The 18,429-nt window shown below is 34.8% G+C and carries 18 protein-coding genes; 10 read left to right on the top strand and 8 right to left on the bottom strand.

Annotated features, from left to right (window positions below):
* Positions 1-13: 13 nt before the first annotated feature.
* A complete protein-coding gene (locus DR871_RS08945; RefSeq protein ID WP_113665604.1) occupies positions 14-457 on the bottom strand; it encodes a hypothetical protein in 444 nt (147 codons plus the stop codon).
* A gap of 285 nt (positions 458-742) precedes the next feature.
* On the opposite strand from DR871_RS08945, the gene nadC reads away from it, so the two are divergent.
* The 8 genes from nadC to DR871_RS08905 all read left to right on the top strand — a co-directional run bounded on the left by nadC (position 743) and on the right by DR871_RS08905 (position 8,303).
* Entirely contained in the window at positions 743-1,600 is an 858-nt protein-coding gene (gene nadC / locus DR871_RS08940) for a carboxylating nicotinate-nucleotide diphosphorylase (RefSeq protein ID WP_113665605.1), read from the top strand.
* Positions 1,597-2,505, top strand: coding sequence for a YihY/virulence factor BrkB family protein (locus DR871_RS08935; RefSeq protein ID WP_113665606.1), 909 nt, complete (start codon positions 1,597-1,599; stop codon positions 2,503-2,505). Before nadC ends, DR871_RS08935 begins: the two co-directional genes overlap by 4 nt.
* A gap of 120 nt (positions 2,506-2,625) precedes the next feature.
* Positions 2,626-3,054, top strand: a complete 429-nt coding sequence (locus DR871_RS08930) for a DUF2147 domain-containing protein (RefSeq protein WP_113665607.1) — start codon at positions 2,626-2,628, stop codon at positions 3,052-3,054.
* Between the two features lie 74 nt (positions 3,055-3,128).
* Positions 3,129-5,594 carry a replication restart helicase PriA gene (gene priA, locus DR871_RS08925; protein WP_113665608.1) on the top strand — a complete coding sequence of 822 codons (2,466 nt, stop codon included), beginning with the start codon at positions 3,129-3,131 and terminating at the stop codon, positions 5,592-5,594.
* 84 nt (positions 5,595-5,678) lie between these two features.
* Entirely contained in the window at positions 5,679-6,527 is an 849-nt protein-coding gene (locus DR871_RS08920) for an NAD(P)H-hydrate dehydratase (protein WP_113665609.1), read from the top strand.
* Positions 6,528-6,584: 57 nt separating this feature from the next.
* Positions 6,585-7,052 carry a hypothetical protein gene (locus DR871_RS08915; RefSeq protein WP_113665610.1) on the top strand — a complete coding sequence of 156 codons (468 nt, stop codon included), beginning with the start codon at positions 6,585-6,587 and terminating at the stop codon, positions 7,050-7,052.
* 95 nt (positions 7,053-7,147) lie between these two features.
* On the top strand, positions 7,148-7,942 hold the full coding sequence (locus DR871_RS08910; RefSeq protein ID WP_113666041.1) for a HipA family kinase: 795 nt from the start codon (positions 7,148-7,150) through the stop codon (positions 7,940-7,942).
* On the top strand, positions 7,920-8,303 hold the full coding sequence (locus tag DR871_RS08905) for a DUF3037 domain-containing protein (protein WP_113665611.1): 384 nt from the start codon (positions 7,920-7,922) through the stop codon (positions 8,301-8,303). The genes DR871_RS08910 and DR871_RS08905 overlap by 23 nt, the downstream gene beginning before the upstream one ends.
* A gap of 76 nt (positions 8,304-8,379) precedes the next feature.
* Here the strand turns inward: DR871_RS08905 and DR871_RS08900 are convergent, their stop codons facing one another.
* The 3 genes from DR871_RS08900 to DR871_RS08890 all read right to left on the bottom strand — a co-directional run bounded on the left by DR871_RS08900 (position 8,380) and on the right by DR871_RS08890 (position 10,946).
* Entirely contained in the window at positions 8,380-9,570 is a 1,191-nt protein-coding gene (locus DR871_RS08900) for a BaiN/RdsA family NAD(P)/FAD-dependent oxidoreductase (RefSeq protein WP_113665612.1), read from the bottom strand.
* A gap of 222 nt (positions 9,571-9,792) precedes the next feature.
* Entirely contained in the window at positions 9,793-10,296 is a 504-nt protein-coding gene (locus DR871_RS08895; protein WP_113665614.1) for an SRPBCC family protein, read from the bottom strand.
* A 140-nt stretch (positions 10,297-10,436) separates the two neighbouring features.
* Entirely contained in the window at positions 10,437-10,946 is a 510-nt protein-coding gene (locus DR871_RS08890) for a GNAT family N-acetyltransferase (protein WP_113665615.1), read from the bottom strand.
* Positions 10,947-11,190: 244 nt separating this feature from the next.
* Here DR871_RS08890 and DR871_RS08885 point away from each other — a divergent pair, with 244 nt between their 5' ends.
* On the top strand, positions 11,191-11,730 hold the full coding sequence (locus tag DR871_RS08885) for a lipid-binding SYLF domain-containing protein (protein ID WP_113665616.1): 540 nt from the start codon (positions 11,191-11,193) through the stop codon (positions 11,728-11,730).
* 112 nt (positions 11,731-11,842) lie between these two features.
* Here DR871_RS08885 and DR871_RS08880 read toward each other — a convergent pair whose 3' ends face one another.
* Positions 11,843-12,337, bottom strand: a complete 495-nt coding sequence (locus tag DR871_RS08880; RefSeq protein ID WP_113665617.1) for a hypothetical protein — start codon at positions 12,335-12,337, stop codon at positions 11,843-11,845.
* Positions 12,338-13,212: 875 nt separating this feature from the next.
* Between DR871_RS08880 and DR871_RS08875 the strand changes: the two genes are divergently transcribed.
* Positions 13,213-14,121, top strand: coding sequence for an SH3 domain-containing protein (locus DR871_RS08875; protein WP_113665619.1), 909 nt, complete (start codon positions 13,213-13,215; stop codon positions 14,119-14,121).
* A 107-nt stretch (positions 14,122-14,228) separates the two neighbouring features.
* Here the strand turns inward: DR871_RS08875 and DR871_RS08870 are convergent, their stop codons facing one another.
* From DR871_RS08870 to DR871_RS08860, 3 genes are all read right to left on the bottom strand, one after another.
* Complete coding sequence (locus DR871_RS08870; protein ID WP_113665620.1) at positions 14,229-15,638, bottom strand: hypothetical protein; 1,410 nt, start codon at positions 15,636-15,638, stop codon at positions 14,229-14,231.
* A gap of 462 nt (positions 15,639-16,100) precedes the next feature.
* A complete protein-coding gene (thrC, locus tag DR871_RS08865) occupies positions 16,101-17,390 on the bottom strand; it encodes a threonine synthase (protein WP_113665621.1) in 1,290 nt (429 codons plus the stop codon).
* Between the two features lie 117 nt (positions 17,391-17,507).
* On the bottom strand, positions 17,508-18,428 hold the full coding sequence (locus DR871_RS08860; RefSeq protein WP_113665622.1) for a homoserine kinase: 921 nt from the start codon (positions 18,426-18,428) through the stop codon (positions 17,508-17,510).
* Position 18,429: the final 1 nt, after the last annotated feature.

The following is an 18,429-nucleotide window of genomic DNA, read 5'->3' as shown; positions in this document are numbered from 1 at the left end:
ATTGTTTCAAATTCTATTTTGGTAATGGCGCACCCACGGCAATATCACAACGGTGATTTTCTTGACCATGTGGCGGGTTCATTCCTTCAGCGGTTGGAGTTGTTGGAAGAGTAGTTGCAACAGTTGGGGTTGTTGTCGTTGTAACAGTAGCAGTAGTTACTGGTTTGTTTTGTTGTGGAGTTGTTGTAGCAATTGGAGAATTTAAAGGTGCTCCAACAGGGATATCACAACGATGACCTGGTTGACCGTGAGCTGGATTTGCACCGGCGGCAGAGGTTGTTGGCTGAGCAGTTGTATTTTGTGGTTGGTTAGCTGCAGCAGCTTCAGTTTTCATTTGTCTGCCAACTTCCGTAAAAGGAACAACGTTTGTTGGAGTGGTATTTTGGGTTTCTGCTTCCTTTTTACAAGAGGTTAAAAGCAGCGAGGTTACAAAAAGTAAACTTAAAAAAGATTTCATAAACAGTGTTTTAATTACTAAATCCAAATATAAGATTTTAAATAGGATTGCCCTAAAAAAAAATAGGATTCTAAAGTTTGAATTGAATATCTGCACAATACTGAATTTTTTAATGCGTTGCTTATAAAATTCAAGGATGCAACTGCATTCAATTAGTCTGCTCCGCAGGGTATATTTTCTTGATGAAGCGGATTCAATTGTATCTTTTTTCTAAAGAACCCGACCTACAAATTTTCAATTCCACAAAATATATCTTACTTTAGCATTCTATAAATTTCCTATAAAATGATCAGCGATATACAGTTTAAAAACGAGTTAGACATACTAATACAAAATGCCATTCGAGAAGATGTTGGACCAGGGGATTACAGTTCATTAGCTTGCATTCCAGCATCTGCAACAGGTAAAGCAAAGTTATTAGTCAAAGAAGACGGCATTATTGCCGGTGTAGCTTTTGCTAAAATGGTTTTTGGTTATGTAGATCCTAATTTGCAAATTGAAACTTTTATTCAGGACGGAACTCCGGTAAAAAAAGGTGACATCGTTTTTCATGTATCAGGAAGTTCTCAATCTATTTTGAAATCAGAACGCGTAGTTTTGAATTCAATGCAAAGAATGTCAGCTATTGCAACTAAAACTAAAGAATACACCCGTTTATTAGAGGGAACAAATACTAAAATTCTAGACACACGTAAAACGACACCAGGATTTAGAGCATGTGAGAAATGGGCAGTTAAAATTGGAGGTGGCGAAAACCATCGGTTTGCTTTGTATGACATGATAATGCTTAAGGATAATCACAATGATTTTGCAGGTGGAATCACTTTGGCTATAGCCAAAACAAAAGCATATTTAAAAGAAAATAACCTGAATCTAAAAATTATTGTCGAGGCCAGAAATTTGGATGAAATCAAAGAAATTTTGCAGAGCGATGGTGTTTTCAGAATTTTAATAGACAATTTTAATTTTGATGATACGAAAAAAGCAGTCGCTTTAATTGGAGATAAATGCGATACAGAATCTTCTGGAAATATTAATGAAAACACGATTCGTAACTATGCGGAATGTGGTGTAGATTATATTTCTTCGGGCGCGTTGACGCATTCCGTATATAACATGGATTTGAGCTTGAAAGCATTATGAGTAAAGAAATTGAATTGAAACTACGAAGAATTCCAATTGTACGGAATCTTATGTTTGGTTTAAAAAAGATAAAACTTCCTTGGTTGGAAGGGTTGTCTTTGTATGATTTAATGGAATTATATGGATTAGGAATAGTCGAAAGTGCGTTAACCTATCATGCTAGTGCCATTGCATTTAGTTTTTTTATGGCATTATTTCCTTTTGCACTTTTCATATTAAATCTAATTCCATTCATCCCTATTGAAGGTTTTCAAGAAGATTTTTTGTTGTTTGTCAAGGACGGAGTACCGCCTAATACATACGATGCTATTTATAAAATCATCAGTGATATTCTGAATAATAGTGATTCCGGACTATTGTCTTCCGGTTTTATATTGTCTATTTTCTTGATGGCAAATGGATTAAATGGTATTTTAGGTGGTTTTGAAACTTCTCGTCACGTCCTTATAAAAAGAGGGTTTATTCGTCAATATTTAGTTGCTTTGGGAATGTCGTTATTATTGTCTTTACTACTATTAGTGACCGTTGCAATAATTGTTGTTTTTGAAGTTTTGTTGCAAAAAACAGTTTTTAGTGACCAAATTCAATTAATCGTTATAGGACGATATGCGTTTGTTATTTTGATGATTCTGATGACCACATCCATACTTTTCAAGTTTGGTACTAAGCATGATAAAAATAGAGCTTTTATCTCCATAGGATCCGTTTTTACTACAATTTTGATTATTTTGGATTCCTATTTTTTTGGAATCTGGGTCACAAAATTTTCACAATACAATGAATTATATGGTTCGATAGGAACATTATTAATCTTGATGTTTTACATTTGGATTAACTGTATGATATTATTGTTGGGTTTTGAATTGAATGCAACAGTAAATAAATTAAAAGCTAAAAAAGAATAAATTATTAAATCTAAATAGTTTCAAAATTAGGAGCTATTTCCTGCTATTCGTTACAATCTTTTCTTTTTTAAAGAAAAAAAGAAAAGGATTTCCACTACTATCAGGGCTAAATAAAAAAAAATGAGAAACACAATTACAAGTCTGGCATTATTCGCCTCTATGGCTTTTTATGCACAAACCAATAGCGTTATTGGGAAATGGAAAACTATCGATGACGAAACTGGAAAAGCTAAATCAATCGTAGAAATCTACGAGCGTTCCGGTAAAATCTATGGAAAAATCGTTGATATCATTGATGTCGAAAAGAAAAAAAGCTTGTGTACTGCATGTTTAGGTGAGGAAAAAAACAAACCGGTAATGGGACTTGTTATCATCAAAGGATTAAAAAAAGATGGTAAAGAGTACAATTCAGGAAAAATTCTAGATCCTACTTCTGGTAAATTATACAAATGCTTTATAGCTTTAGAAGGTAATGACAAGCTGAATGTAAGAGGCTATATTGGAGTTTCTTTATTTGGTAGAACACAAACTTGGAATAGAGTAAAATAATTAAAATATTAAGAGTTATGAGTTAAAGTACTACATAATCATAACTCAACCTCATAACTCTTAATTGATAATAAATGTATTTTGTAGAAGTAATTTTACCACTTTCCCTAGCCAAAACCTTTACCTATAGTGTTTCCGAAACGGAATTTCACTACATCAAAAAAGGGATGCGGGTGGCAGTTCCTTTTGGAAAAAGCAAAATATATACCGCTTTAGTTATTGAAATTCATCAAAACAAACCAGAATTATACGAAGCTAAGGAAATCCATCAAATTCTGGATGAAAGACCTATTGTTACTGAAATCCAAATCGCACATTGGCAATGGATTGCTTCTTATTATATGTGTGCCATTGGGGATGTGTATCGTGGCGCTATGCCAAGTGCACTTTTGCTGGAAAGCGAAACCCTTATTTCTCAAAAAACAGATTCATTTATTGATACCAGCCTTCTTTCTGATGATGAGTTTCTAGTTTATGAAGCCTTGCAGCAACAAAGTTCTCTAAAGGTCCAAGATATTATTGCTATTTTAAACAAGAAAAATATTTTTCCTGTTATTCAAAAACTGGTCGATAAGAATATTTTAGTACTTCAGGAGGAAATACAAGAAAGCTATAAACCTAAGTTAGTTCGATACTTACGTTTACATCCTAAATATGAGTCCAATCAAGGTTTAGGCGAGTTATTGGAAACATTGAAAAATGCCAATAAACAAAAGGAAATCGTAATGCGTTATTTCCAATTGTGCGCTACAGAAAAGACCCAAGGCGTAGCTAAACCCATAACCGTAAAAAAACTAATTGAGGAAGCTAATTCTTCTGTTGCGATTGTAAAAGCGTTAATCGAAAAAGAGATATTCGAGGACTATTTTCTTCAGGAAGACCGTGTAAATTTCAGCGGAAAAATTAACGAAGGTGAACTGCAATTAAGCGTGGATCAGCAAACCGCTTTTGAGGAAATTAAACAAAGTTTTACTCAAAAAGAAGTGTGTTTGTTGCATGGCGTAACTTCCAGTGGAAAGACCGAAATTTACATTAAACTCATCGAAGAATATTTGGCAACGGGGAAACAAATTCTGTATTTATTGCCGGAAATTGCTTTGACGACTCAATTAGTGGGGCGTTTAAGGGCGTATTTCGGAAATAAAGTGGCTGTTTTTCATTCGAAATACAACAATAATGAACGAATTGAAGTTTGGAATCAAGTCTTACAAAAATCGGAGAAAGCACAAGTGGTAATAGGAGCGAGGTCCGCTTTATTTTTGCCATTTCATGATTTGGGATTCATAATTGTAGACGAAGAGCACGAACAAACCTTCAAACAAGTAGATCCGGCTCCACGATATCATGCTCGAGATGCAGCTATAGTTTTAGCTCATTCACATAAAGCAAAAGTACTTTTAGGTTCAGCTACGCCAAGTATAGAAACGTATTTTAATGCCAAATCAGATAAATTTGGTCTGGTAGAAATTACGAAACGATTTGGAAATGTAATGATGCCCAATATCGAATTGGTGGATTTGAAAGACAAATACTTTCGTAAAAAAATGACCGGACATTTCAGCGATGTTTTAATCGAAGAAATTACAAACGCACTGTCATTAGGAGAACAGGTAATTTTATTTCAAAACCGTAGAGGATATTCACCAGTTGTAGAATGTATCACTTGCGGTCACGTACCACAATGCCAGCAATGTGATGTGAGTTTGACGTATCACAAACATAAAAATCAGTTGCGTTGTCATTATTGTGGGTACACTATGGCAAAACCTACGCATTGTCACGCGTGTTCGAGCGTTGATTTGACTACTAAAGGCTTTGGAACGGAACAAATCGAACAAGAACTGATTTCTATTTTTCCAAATTCAAAAATAGGGAGAATGGATCAGGATACTACCAGAGGAAAATTTGGTTTCGAAAAAATCATTGATAGTTTCAAGAATAGAGAAATGGATATTCTAGTAGGAACTCAAATGCTCGCTAAAGGATTGGATTTTGATAACGTTAGTTTAGTGGGAATCATGAATGCGGATAATATGTTATACCATCCTGATTTTAGGGCTTTTGAGAGAAGTTTCCAAATGATGACTCAAGTTGCGGGTAGAGCGGGTCGTTCAGAAAAACAAGGAAAAGTAATTATACAAACCTATAATCCTAATCACAATACCATACAACAAGTCACTAATAATGATTATTTGGGAATGTACAACGAACAGTTGTATGACCGACAAATTTATAAATACCCTCCGTATTTCAGAATCATAAAGCTGACTTTGAAACAGCGTGATTTTGATAAGTTGAAGGAAGGTTCTATGTGGTTGTACCAAGTAATGAGCCAGAACTTGAACATGCCGGTATTAGGTCCGGAGGAACCGGCAATCAGCAGAATCAGAAATGAATATATCCGGACGATTATTATCAAAATTCCTCAAAATGTATCTATTGGAAACACAAAAAAAACGATTCAGAAAATGTTGAATAGTTTTGAAGCGGTTGCTCAGTACAGAGCTATAAAAGTTACTTTGAATGTAGATTTCTATTGAGAAATTATGTCTTGGATATGAAAAAAATCAAACGGAATTTCTATTTGAGATTTTAAATCCGTAATTTTAAACAAACAAATTTCCATGATAAATCCAATTTACATTGACCAAAAAGAAATCCTGAAACACTACAAAAAGCCTGATGAACATACGCATAAAGGAATTCAAGGACATGCTTTAATCATTGGCGGAAGTTATGGCAAAATAGGAGCAGTAAGTTTATCTTCCAAAGCTTGTTTGAAAACTGGTTGCGGATTAGTCACCGTTTTTATTCCAAAATGTGGGTACACTATTCTGCAAACAGCGATTCCCGAAGTCATGGTTCTTACAGATATTCAGGACGCAATAATTTCAGAAATAACTTTTGATGTAGAACCGCAGGCCATCGGAATTGGTCCTGGTTTGGGTCAGGTAGTAGAAACCCAAAATGCGCTGTATCAATTTTTGAAAACGAATAGAATTCCGTTAGTTATAGACGCTGATGCATTAAATATTATCTCTAAAAACAAAAAATTATTAGCTTTACTACAACCCAAAACTATCATTACGCCGCATCCCAAAGAACTGCAACGATTAATAGGAAAATGGGATTCCGAAGACGAGAAAATGAGTAAAGCAGTCTCTTTCTCCAAACAATATCAAATTATAATCGTAATGAAAGGCGCACCCACACGAATCATCGATGGTGAAACTGTCTATCAAAATACCACGGGAAATGCTGCGCTTGCAACTGCGGGAACTGGCGATGTTTTGACGGGAATGATTAGCAGTTTATTGGCACAATCCTATGAACCCATTAGTTCCGCAATTCTTGGCGTTTATCTCCACGGATTAACCGCTGATATTGCGCTGCCGGAAACTGGTTATCAATCGTTCATCGCTTCAGATGTGATTGCGAATATTGGGAAAGCCTTTTTGAGTTTAGAAAGTTGAGATATTCTCTAAATTAACTACTTTTAAGAATTCAACAATTAGAAAATAGTCATCAACATGAACAAATTAAAATTATTGTTTTTCGTATTTATCCTTATTTCATGTTCTCGAAACGAAAAAATTATTGAAGGAGATTTGGCTTTTAAGTCGATTGATCTTTTTAACTATTATAATCTTGATCAGAAGAGTATTGATGAGTGGGAAAAAGTACTTATTGGTACGCGTCAAATTAAAAACCCTAGTGCGGATGATGTGTTTATTTTGAATTATTTTGATGCATTAAAAAAACACAAAGTAATAAAGTCTCCTTCTATTAAACTCAAAACAAAAGATTCAATTATAAGAGTCTATTTAAGCGAGAATGATTATCAAAAAGTAAAGAATTATAATTCAAATGATTTGATTTCAAATAATAGAAAAGTAAGTCTTAAAATGAACATTGAAACCAGAGGAAAAGAAATTTATTATTGTAAAGAGTTAATTTATATAAAAGAAGTTCATGGTGAAACTTACAACAGTAAGTAGCAATATTATTTACCGTTTTAGTAATTACTAATACAAAATCAAACCACTTATTTGTAAGTTTGTATCCAAGCAAAATTGCTTTATCCAATTCAATTATGGAAAAAACACCCCATCTTAGAACCGTAAATGTTACGCGATACATCACTCCTTTGCGGGAAGGAGGCTCTTTGCCTGCACTCGCTGAAGCCGATGATGATTTTAAATATGTCTTGAAATTCAAAGGTGCCGGACACGGCGTAAAAGCATTAATCGCTGAATTAATTGGCGGAGAAATTGCCCGTGCATTAAATTTGAAGATGCCGGAATTAGTTTATGCTAATCTCGACGAAGCTTTCGGACGCAGTGAAGCCGACGAAGAAATTCAGGACCTGCTTCAAGGGAGTCAAGGACTGAATTTGGCGTTACACTATTTATCTGGAGCCATAAATTTTGATCCTATTGTCACGTTGGTTGATCCAAAATTAGCTTCCCAAATTGTTTGGTTAGATGCTTTTATTACAAACGTGGACAGAACGTTTAGAAACACCAATATGTTGATTTGGCATAAAGAATTATGGCTGATCGATCATGGCGCCAGCCTATATTTTCATCATTCGTGGACCAATTGGGAAAAGCATGCGCAAAGTCCTTTTGCACTGATAAAAGACCATGTGTTGTTGCCTCAAGCTTCTTTGTTGCCAGAAACAGACGCGATTTTCAAAAAAATATTGTCTGTTGATGTATTGCAAAATATCGTGAATCTGATTCCGGAAGTATGGCTCCATTGGGAAGATACCGATGAAACTCCTGAAGCCATTCGGGAAGTCTATTTTCAGTTTTTAGCGACACGTTTGAACCATTCCCAAATTTTTATAAACGAAGCACAAAATGCAAGAGAAGCACTTATATGAGTATGCCGTAATCCGTGTTGTGCCTAGGGTAGAACGCGAAGAATTCCTCAATGTGGGTATTATTTTGTTTTGTAAAAAAGCGAAGTTTATAAAAGTACTCTGCTCGATGAACGAAGCCAAATTGCAACTATTCTCAGCCGATTTAGATCTGGAACAATTACATCTAAATTTACAGGCATTCGAGAAAGTGGCGCATGGTGAAAGATCAGGTGGACCCATAGGACAATTTGATATTCCATCGCGTTTCCGTTGGTTGACTGCACTTCGCAGCTCTGCCATTCAAACCTCAAGACCACATCCGGGCTTGTGTGATGATTTGGAACAAACAACACAGCGGTTATTTGAAGAAATGGTGTTATAAATAAATTTTAAAACTATTGGAAAGTCATTTCGTATTCAAAATACTTTTTTGGAATCCACACTATAATCCATAAGATTTAAGGAATGCTGTTCAAGTGACGTGCAAGATGCATCCCCATACTAAAGCAAGCCTGAAGAAGGTAACCGCCAGTGGGTGCATCCCAGTCCAGCATTTCACCAATACAATAATTACGATTTTTATTTTTTAATTGGAAATTTTCATCGACCGCATGGAGCTGAATACCACCTGTTGTGGATATAGCATCGTTCAAGAGTCCTGTACCAGTAATTTCGAGGCTTAATTTTTTTATGTTTTGAGCCAATAACTCCGGATTCAAATAAGTTTCTTTGGAAAGGTATTTTTTCAAAAGCCCAATCTGTGCAGGACTCAATTTTACTTCTTTTTGTAATGTTTCGCTCATCTTTTTAAAAGTCGATTTTTTAATTTTGTCAAGCAAATCTTCATAACACAAAGTTGGTTTCAGATCTAGAGAAATTGTAGCTTTTTGATGGTTCTCTAATTCCTCCCGAATTTGTGGGCTAAGCGCATAAATAGCATTGCCTTCTAAACCGAAACGCGTGATAACCGCTTCCCCTTTTTGTCTTTTATTTAAACAACTGATAGCAATATTTTTAAGCGGACTGCCTTCATGTTCTAAGATAAAATCTTCCGGCCAATCCACACGATACGCACAATTCGAAGATTGAAAAGGAACGATAGGAATACTTTCCCTTTCGAATAAATCTAGCCAAGAACCATCAGAACCGGTTACTTTCCAGCTCCCACCGCCCATGGCAAAAATGGTATAGTCGGATTTTATTGTTGTATAGGTATTGAAGATTATCTCATTTTCATTTGTCCAACCCTTCCAAGTATGTTGGTATTGAATGGCAACGCTTTGCTTATCCAGAACATCCAGAATTGCGTTGAGTACTGTTATGGGCTTGATACCACTTTCAGGATACACACGTTTGCTACTGCCAATATACGTTGGGATACCAATGGAATCAATCCACTGTCTAAAGTCATTATTATTAAAATCAAGCAATGCTTTTTCCAGAAAATGAGGCGGAGTGTAGCGCGCAATCAACTCCCCAATAGGTTCAGAATGGGTGAGGTTGAATCCACCTTTTCCAGCCACCAGAAATTTCCTTCCCAGTGTTTTATTTTTCTCGTAAATGGTAACTTTGAATTTCTTACAATCCAATAATGCAGCAAGGATAAGCGCTGCGGGACCTCCTCCAATAATTGAAACTGATTTTTTCACTCCACAAAAATAGGCTTTGTTTTAACTATAACTGATTTTATTGGAGTTTTATTAGGGTTTGGGCATAACCCCAAAGCAGAAAATTCCTTTTTCCATTTCCATATCTGCAACTTTGGGGTCGGGCTTTTGGCTCTATCTTTTTTTTTAAAGAAAAAAAATAAAGGATGCCACCGCAATCCCTTACGCGAGCTGCCCTACGACTAAACGAAATCTTGCTTATTGTTATATTTTATTCTCTTGAAATAACATTTCCAATTGCTCCAAACAAGCAGTAATGCCTTGTTCAAAACCCATTTCAATCATGGTTTCAATCTCTTTTTCATTGGAATAAAACATCTTGAATTCCACTAAAGTGCCCGATGCTGTTGGTGTAAAAACAATTATTCCTTTGGAAACAGGCAACGAAGTATTCACAATTCCTTCTTCATCACAAAAACTATCATTAATTTCAAAACTTAAATGTGGAGTTATGGCAGTATAGTCCATGCGTCCCCAATGTTTTTCATTTTCGGGACCTACCATCGCGTAAAGCCAATGACCGCCAACTGAAAAGTCCATCGATTTAGTTTCGGCTTTCCAAGGTTTTGGTGCCCACCATTGTTCTAATAATTCACTTTCAGTAAACGAACGCCAAACTTTTTCTAGCGCAGCAGAAAATGTTCTAGAAACCAAAATTGATTTTTCTTCTAAATCTTTTATAACGAGTGTTTTAGGAGTAGTTGCCATTTTATTTCGATTTAAGATTGATAATAGAAAAACTAATAGATTGAAATTATTTATAGCTTTACTACTGGGAATTAAAAGGAATTAATAAAGTTAATTAATTTTATTTAAAAATATAATAAACTATAAATCAATTGTTTGAATTAATAAATAATTTTTTCCATAACAATAAATTCCAAAGGCTCTTCCGAAATTGGAATATGAACATCGCTTGCGGGAAACGGTTCTTTTGCGCCAGTATCCTCATAACCGTTACGTTTGTACCAAGCAATAAGTTCATCCCGAACGGAAATTACTGTCATAACAATTTTAGGTAATCCCAATGCTTGCGCATGAATTTCTGCCTGCTGCAATAATTTTTTTCCAACGCCACTGTTTTGTAATTCGGGTGAAACGGTCAGCATGCCTAAATACAATTCCTGCTCTTTCTCAACCAATAGTACACAACCTATAATTTGGTTGTTGTCCGTAAATTTCAGAACTGTATTTTTAGGATTCAGAATCGTTTCTGACAATTCTTCCTCAGTCGTTCGAAATCCATCTAAAATATTAGCCTCAGTAGTCCATCCTTTTTTAGACGATTCTCCGCGGTACGCTGAATTGATTAAGGTGTTTAATTGCGAAACGTTCTCTAATGTTGCTTTTTTAATCATGTGAAGTTGTCTACTATTTTTGTGTTTTTCAAAGATAGAAAAAAGGAATAAACAATTACAGTTTCTACTGGTTTCAAGTTTGTGTATGAATTATTATAGGAATTGATTTTTTTATTAATAAACAGAATTTTATCAGGAATGAATAAAATTTAAATAATTGAAAATCAATATTTTATATTTTAAGTAAATAATTTTTTTTACCTTTAGATAAAGATATAAATTCAACATTTTAATAGTTATAATTATGAAAAATCTAAATAGTATTTTGGTGATGATGGTGGTTTTTGCATTAAATACAGCACCAATATTTGGTCAAACGACCGCTAAAAAGAATAAAATTATTGCTGATAGCGAATCAGCAAAATCTGAATTTATTAAAAGTGATCCGCTGATGAAGGCACTTTTTGATAAAGCGTACGGTTATGTCATCTTTCCTAATGTTGGAAAAGGAGGACTTGGTATAGGTGGAGCAGCGGGTAACGGAGTCGTTTATGAACAGAATAAGAGAGTGGGTATGGCCAAGTTATCGCAAGTAAGCATAGGATTTCAAGCGGGAGGACAAGCGTATCGGGAAGTTATATTTTTTGAATCCAAAAATGAAATGGACCGGTTTAAAGAAAGCCGTTTCGAGTTTTCCGCACAAGCTTCTGCAGTAGCGGTAACGGAAGGCGCTTCTGCAAATGTAAAATATACCAATGGCGTGATGGTTTTCACCATGCAAAAAGGTGGACTCATGTACGAGGCGTCTATTGGTGGACAGCAATTTAAGTTTAATAAATTGTAATAAAAATTAAAACGGCTGAGAAAATTTTCTCAGCCGTTTTGATTTTTAGTAAGTATTGTGACATGCGATCTTAGATACTATTTTGATTCCTGCAGAGGAATAATTTTAGTAATCAACATCGATTATTTTTTTTTGTTTCCAATAATATGTATTTTTTGAATACATATTTCCAAGGTACAAAGAGTATAGGTATTATAATTCCGGAGAACATATAAGCCATTTCTTCGGCTGGCGAACCTTCAAGAGTGCCGGCAGACCATAAAGGATAAGCCACAACTACAAGCCAGAGTCCTTTATAAAAAATCATAAAAAGCATAATGGGTAACATTCGCAATGTATGAAATACTCCTAAAAGTGCCAGTGTGGAGTAAGCAGCCCAAGTGCACCAAGCAACCGCCCTTGTAGGATCCCATGCACCTTCATGGTTAAGAATAACGGTCCAGGAATCTGTGGCAACAAAAACAAACATTAACGCAAAGAACAGCCGCATCACATAAATATTGATTCTGCGAACCCCTTCATAGTTTTCGTAGTCCGGAACAAAAATATTTTTGATACTGAACTTGGTTTGTTTCTGCTGTTGTGACGCTTGTTCTGTTGTATTCATAGTTTTTCTGTTTGGTTTTTATTGTAGAGCCAAGGTATAAAAAAAGCTATATACGTTTGAGTCAATAGCTTATTTTGTTATTATATCGTATTTGGTTCTATGAATGATTAGATAATTTTTCTTGCTAGCGTGAGCGTCCCGCTCGTGCCCATTACAATTTGATTCACAATTTATTATCTCTTTTTTTTAGTTGGCACGAGCGGAACGCTCACGTTAGATGGGGTATTTCTAAGATGAAGTGCTTTAGTAATCATTTGCATTACCATTTTTGCATCTAAATCTGCACGTATAGTTACCTTTTCTATGTGATGATTTATCACAGCTTGAAAAAAAATATAGATAAATATTTTGCAAATCGTGATAATCAGAAATAGATTGACATCTAAAAGTCGTGAGCATTTTTTTCTTAGTTCGTTTTGATTCATATGTTTTTTTTAAGGAGTGCTCGAAGATTTTAACCAATTTTTATATACTAGCGGTAAAGTGACCCAAATTTGGTTGACTCTGTATCATAAGTATTGCTTTTCTTAATTCTATGAGAATTAATGATTTTATTTATATAAATCTAATCTATCAATAAAAAGAAAATAGAATTGATTTCGATAAAAAAAATCGACTAAAAATCACTTTTAAGTCGGTTTTGTATTTAAAAAAAAAATATTTGATTTTTATCCAAAAACACTTTCAATTCCTTCTAAATCTTAATTTGCAATCTCCCTTTTTCTTCAGGCTAAATAGTATTACTTATTGCTGTTTAGTGCTGTTGTTTTTTAGAATTAGTTTAAAAAAAACTAAAAAATAATAGTTTCCTGTGGTGCTTTCTTGGTTGTTTTTAGTATTTTGGCAGTAGAATCATTTATAATTAACTGATTAGTATGAAATATAGAGTCGCTACTCCGTCATTAAATCTGAGAGATTTTCCGGCAACGCAGGATAATTCCAAAATTTTAATACAAATACCTTTTAGACATACCGTTAAATTAATTGAGAAAACAGCCTCAGATTGGTGGAAAGTAAAACTTTTGAACACTGAAAAAGAGGGGTTTGTGTTTTCAAAAGATATCGAGCTTGTTGATGAAACGAATCAAAAAAGTATGGATATTGAAGTGCCCAATTTTGAACCGGGTACAAAAGCAAGTTTGGATAGTAAAGAGGAAACATACAAACCTATTGGCGATCCTTCAATTCCGTTTAGAGATTTAACGAATCTAGAGTCTAAACTTACGTCAATTCAAAACATCATCAAGGCGCTGGATGTTTCAAAAAGTTTCCGATATCAGAAAGACGCGTCGGATACCTACTGTAATATTTATACTTTTGATTATTGTTTTTTTGCCAAGGTCTATATCCCCAGATTGAGATGGACTGATACCGCAATTGAGCAATTGGAGAAAGGGAACGAAGTAGCATTGGTTTTTGATGAAACGGTAAGGCCTTTTTATTCCAATTATATCTATGATTGGTTTTTACAATCGGGAAGTGAGTTTGGTTGGGAAAGAATTGATGATGTTGATGAACTTCAAATGAAAGTAAATGCTACTGGAGGAGTAGGAATCATCTGTGCCAAAAGATTTATCCTGAATAAATCAGGACATATTGTAGTGGTAGTTCCGGAAACGGATACTGATAAAGCCTTTAGGAAAGACGGCAAAGTCATTTATCCGTTGCAGTCCCAAGCAGGAGCGGATAATTATAATTATTTTTCAGAAATCAGAAAAGATTGGTGGGACAATAAAGATCCGGAAAAAGGATATGCTGCTGCTATATTTTATTACCATGAGTAGTTAAAAAAAATCGTATAAATAAATACCCTTCTGGCAGACTACTGTCAACAAGAAGGGTAATTATATAGGGCTTATTCTAAAATGAGACCTTGTATTTGTGACACCCCTTATTTTTTTATTAGTAAAGAACTACAAAAGCCTTTTTCATAATAGGTAGCGTGTAAACTGCTGAATATTTGATTGTAAATTTCTAAAGGATCATTCGATTCTATGGTGATAGATAATATGTTTTCTAAAAGGCCGATGAATTTTGACGGTACATGTGTTTCTTTGCCGTGGATAATAGATTCGTAGACAAAGTTATTCCATTCCAAATCGCAAATCGGATTTTCGATTTCGTTTAACAGGGCGTGATCCATAATAAAAACAAGAAAATTCAAAACCTCCTGTAGGTGTATTTCGTCGAAATAATCAAATATTCGAAACTCAATGCCATGATTTTTGTGCTTGTGAAAATTGATGTCAAGCCCAATTTTATCAATTTTTTCATAATCTGATATTTCAGAATAACGGTTCACCCACCACAACGGATTATCGTGCATTGGGTGTTCGTCAAAATTCATTTGGACGATTTTTCCGGTTTTCATCACATTGGTGTCATAGGTTCCTACCCCAATGTATCTTGACATGGCACATCGTTGTGATGCTTTTGTTAAATTAACGCTGCTGTCATTATGCGATAAATAATCAGAAGAACCGAATTTTATCATAAATAATGGACTCAACCATTGGAATAAGCGAATGGCTCTTTGGTGTTTTTTTATAAAACCTATTTTGTCCTTAATTTCACCGTCCTTATTTAACTCAGTAGGAATAGTTAAATTGAAGTGATAGGTCATATTATTAAAAACAGAATAATTAGTGTTGTTTGAAATAAATATGGCAAAAGGATGATTTTTAGAACATATTTTTATGGCGCCATATTCCGTAAAGATTTTATCTTTATCAAAGGCGCTTTGTAAGTTGTTTATGAAACCTTGTTTTATTTTTGCTAGCTCAGCAATGGCGGAGTCAATATCTGTTTTGTAAAATTTTTGTGTAACAAATTCAACTGTGTCACCGTCAAAAATGAATTCTTTTTGAAGCTCGTCTATAAAATAAGGATTGTTTTTTTGTAATATTTCAAAGATACTTTCCCCTGAATATTCAGGATTTGGCTCATTGTCTATCGGGTCAAAAGTCTTGTGCTGGTTGTTAATGTCCGTTTTTGTAAACGAATGGGAATTCATCAGTACAGGCAAATAATATTCTTTATCGGATAATATTTTTAGTAATGAATTCTGGTATATGTTTTCTTTGTAATTCTTAAAATGATTAACACTATACTTTTCATGAAGTCCTTTAGTCAGCAAAAAATCTTTGTCTACCACACGATGGTTTTCAAACTCTAAATAACATTCATTTTCGATTCCTACGCCCCAATATAAATCATTTGACTTATATTGATTCCTATAATCTTTGTGCTTATCCAATAATTCAATTTCAAAACTAACAGCATTCATGCTATGATCCGTCATAAACTTTTTTCTCCTTCTTTTAATAAATTATGTTGATATGGGAAGCTACTTTATCAGGTAGTTTTTTTGAAGTATTTTTTAATCTGTTGATTTTAGTTAAGATTCAAACAGTTTCTTAAATACTTAGTTGTTTTTTTAATGGGGTTCAGGTTTGTTTTTTTACTCTCAAATGACCTGAATAGAGACAACTCAATTTTTTGCAAAACTAAGTATAATTTAAATCATATTCAAGCTATATTTTCAGATCTGGAATTTTATTTTTTTGTGGTGGAATTTATTTTTTAGCTTCTCTGTAAATTACTCATAATTATATATTTAAAATGGAAGTCTAAAATGCGTAGAATTGTTTTGTAGTTCCAAAATACAAGTTTAGGACCACTTTAAAAACAGATTTATTTTGGTATAAAAAAACGACTAAAATGGGATTCTTAGTCGTTTTTTTTTGGGGGTAACAGACATTTTTTATCCCAAAAACGCTTTCAAATCCTCGTACGTTTTAATTTTTGTACTCACTTTTTCCTTTCCTAAAACGCTTTCAATTTGGGTTGGAATCGGTAATTTTACGTTTAATGCTGGTTCCACCGTATCCAAAAACTTAATTGGGTGGGCAGTTTCTAAGAAAATACCAATCGCATTTGTATGGTTTTGCAATTCTTTTTTCAATCCTAAATAACCAACAGCTCCGTGCGGTTCTGCAATGTAACCGTTGGTATTGTAAATAGTTTTCATGGCTTCAATCGTTTCTGCATCAGAGAATGTAAACGAAGAAAAATCTTTTTTGAATTGCTCTAAATCATTGTCATACATTTCCTGAATTCGGATAAAATTACTTGGATTTCCCACATCCATCGCATTCGAAATCGTCGCTTTTGAAGGTTTCGGGTCATAAATTCCGTTTTCTAAAAATCTCGGAACGGTATCATTCACATTCGTGGAAGCGACAAAATGTTCAACAGGCAATCCCATTTTTTTGGCAATAATCCCTGCGCAAATATTTCCAAAATTTCCACTTGGACAAGAGAAAACCAACGGTTTGTTTTCTTTTTTTAATACTTTATACGCAAAGAAGAAATAAAACATTTGTGGCAACCAGCGCGCAATATTTATCGAATTTGCCGAAGTCAGGTTTTTATGTTGTAGACTTTCATCTAAAAATGCTTTTTTGACCATATCCTGACAATCATCAAAGACGCCGTCTACTTCAAGCGCTTTAATATTCTGTCCCAAAGTAGTCAATTGTCGTTCTTGAATATCGCTCACTTTTCCGGATGGATACAGGATAATCACTTCCACACCTTTTACGCCAAGAAAACCACTGGCCACAGCTCCGCCCGTATCTCCGGAAGTCGCTACCAAAACCGTGTTTTTACTGTCTTTGTTATCTTTATTAAAATACCCCAAACAACGAGACATGAATCGCGCGCCTACGTCTTTGAAAGCCATCGTTGGGCCATGAAACAATTCAAGGGAATAAATGTCTTTTTCAACTTCGACAACAGGGAAATCAAAACATAACGTTTCGGCAATGATTTGTTTTAAAGTGGCTTCCGGGATTTCGTCACCCACAAATTGTTGAATCGCTTTAAAAGCAATTTCTTCATTGCTTAAATTTTCGATTTTATCAAAGAAATCAGGAACTAAAGGGGTGATTGTTTCCGGAAAATACAAACCTTTATCAGTTGCTAATCCTTGTATTACGGCTTCTTTGAAAGAAACTTTGGGTGCGTTATGGTTTAAACTGTAATATTTCATTATGATTTTTGATTGAAGATTAACGATTTTTGATTTAAGATTTCCGCAACAGAAGTTATATTAGAAATGCAAAGCCAGTTAGCTGACGCTCGGGTCAAAAATCGTTAATCATAATTCTTAAATAATTTTCATCCCCTCATCATTCACCTTAGAAACGTGAATTTCATACGGTAATTTCATTTCGTCGTACACAGCGCTCATGGCTTTTGCGATTTTATCAGCGGTTTCCTTTCCTTTGCTCAAAGCAAAAATTGAAGGACCCGAACCGGATATTCCAGAACCTAAAGCTCCGTTTTCTAAAGCCGTTTGTTTGATTAAATCAAATCCGGGAATCAAAACACTTCGCAACGGTTCCACAATTTCATCATGTAATGAACGCCCGATTAAGTCATAATCTTTGGTGTATAATCCGGCAATTAATCCGCCCACATTTCCCCATTGCGTGATGGCACTTTTCAAGGAAACGGTTTGTTTTAATACCGAACGCGCATCGGAAGTTTTCAACTCAATTTGAGGATGAACCACCGTAGCATACAATTCTGATGGACTTTCAATTTTAATAATATCCAACGGATTGGAACTTCTCACCAATGTAAAGCCACCCAAAAGGGCAGGAGCAACGTTATCCGCATGGGCATTTCCACTAGCTAATTTTTCGCCTTGCATAGCAAATAAAACCAATTCTTTTCTTGTAAATGGACGTCCCAATAATTCATTGATTCCAAAAACTGCTCCCGCTGAACTCGCGGCACTGCTTCCAATTCCGCTTCCGGCTTTAATGTTTTTATAGATTTCGATTTCGAATCCAAATTCGGTTTCTACCGCTTCCAACATCGCCAAAGCGGATACTCCAGCAACATTTTTTTCGGTTTCCAAAGGTAAGTCGGCACCCACAATTTTAGTGATGCGAATCCCTTTTACATCTGATTTCCGAATAATCATTTCGTCACCCGCAGTTTCCAAACAAAGCCCCAAGACATCAAATCCACAGGAAAGATTGGCGATTGTAGCGGGGCAAAATATTTTTATTTCGTTCATG

Source organism: Flavobacterium petrolei, assembly GCF_003314435.2.
GTDB classification, from domain to species: Bacteria; Bacteroidota; Bacteroidia; order Flavobacteriales; family Flavobacteriaceae; genus Flavobacterium; species Flavobacterium petrolei.
This window is presented reverse-complemented; position numbering and strand designations above follow the sequence as displayed.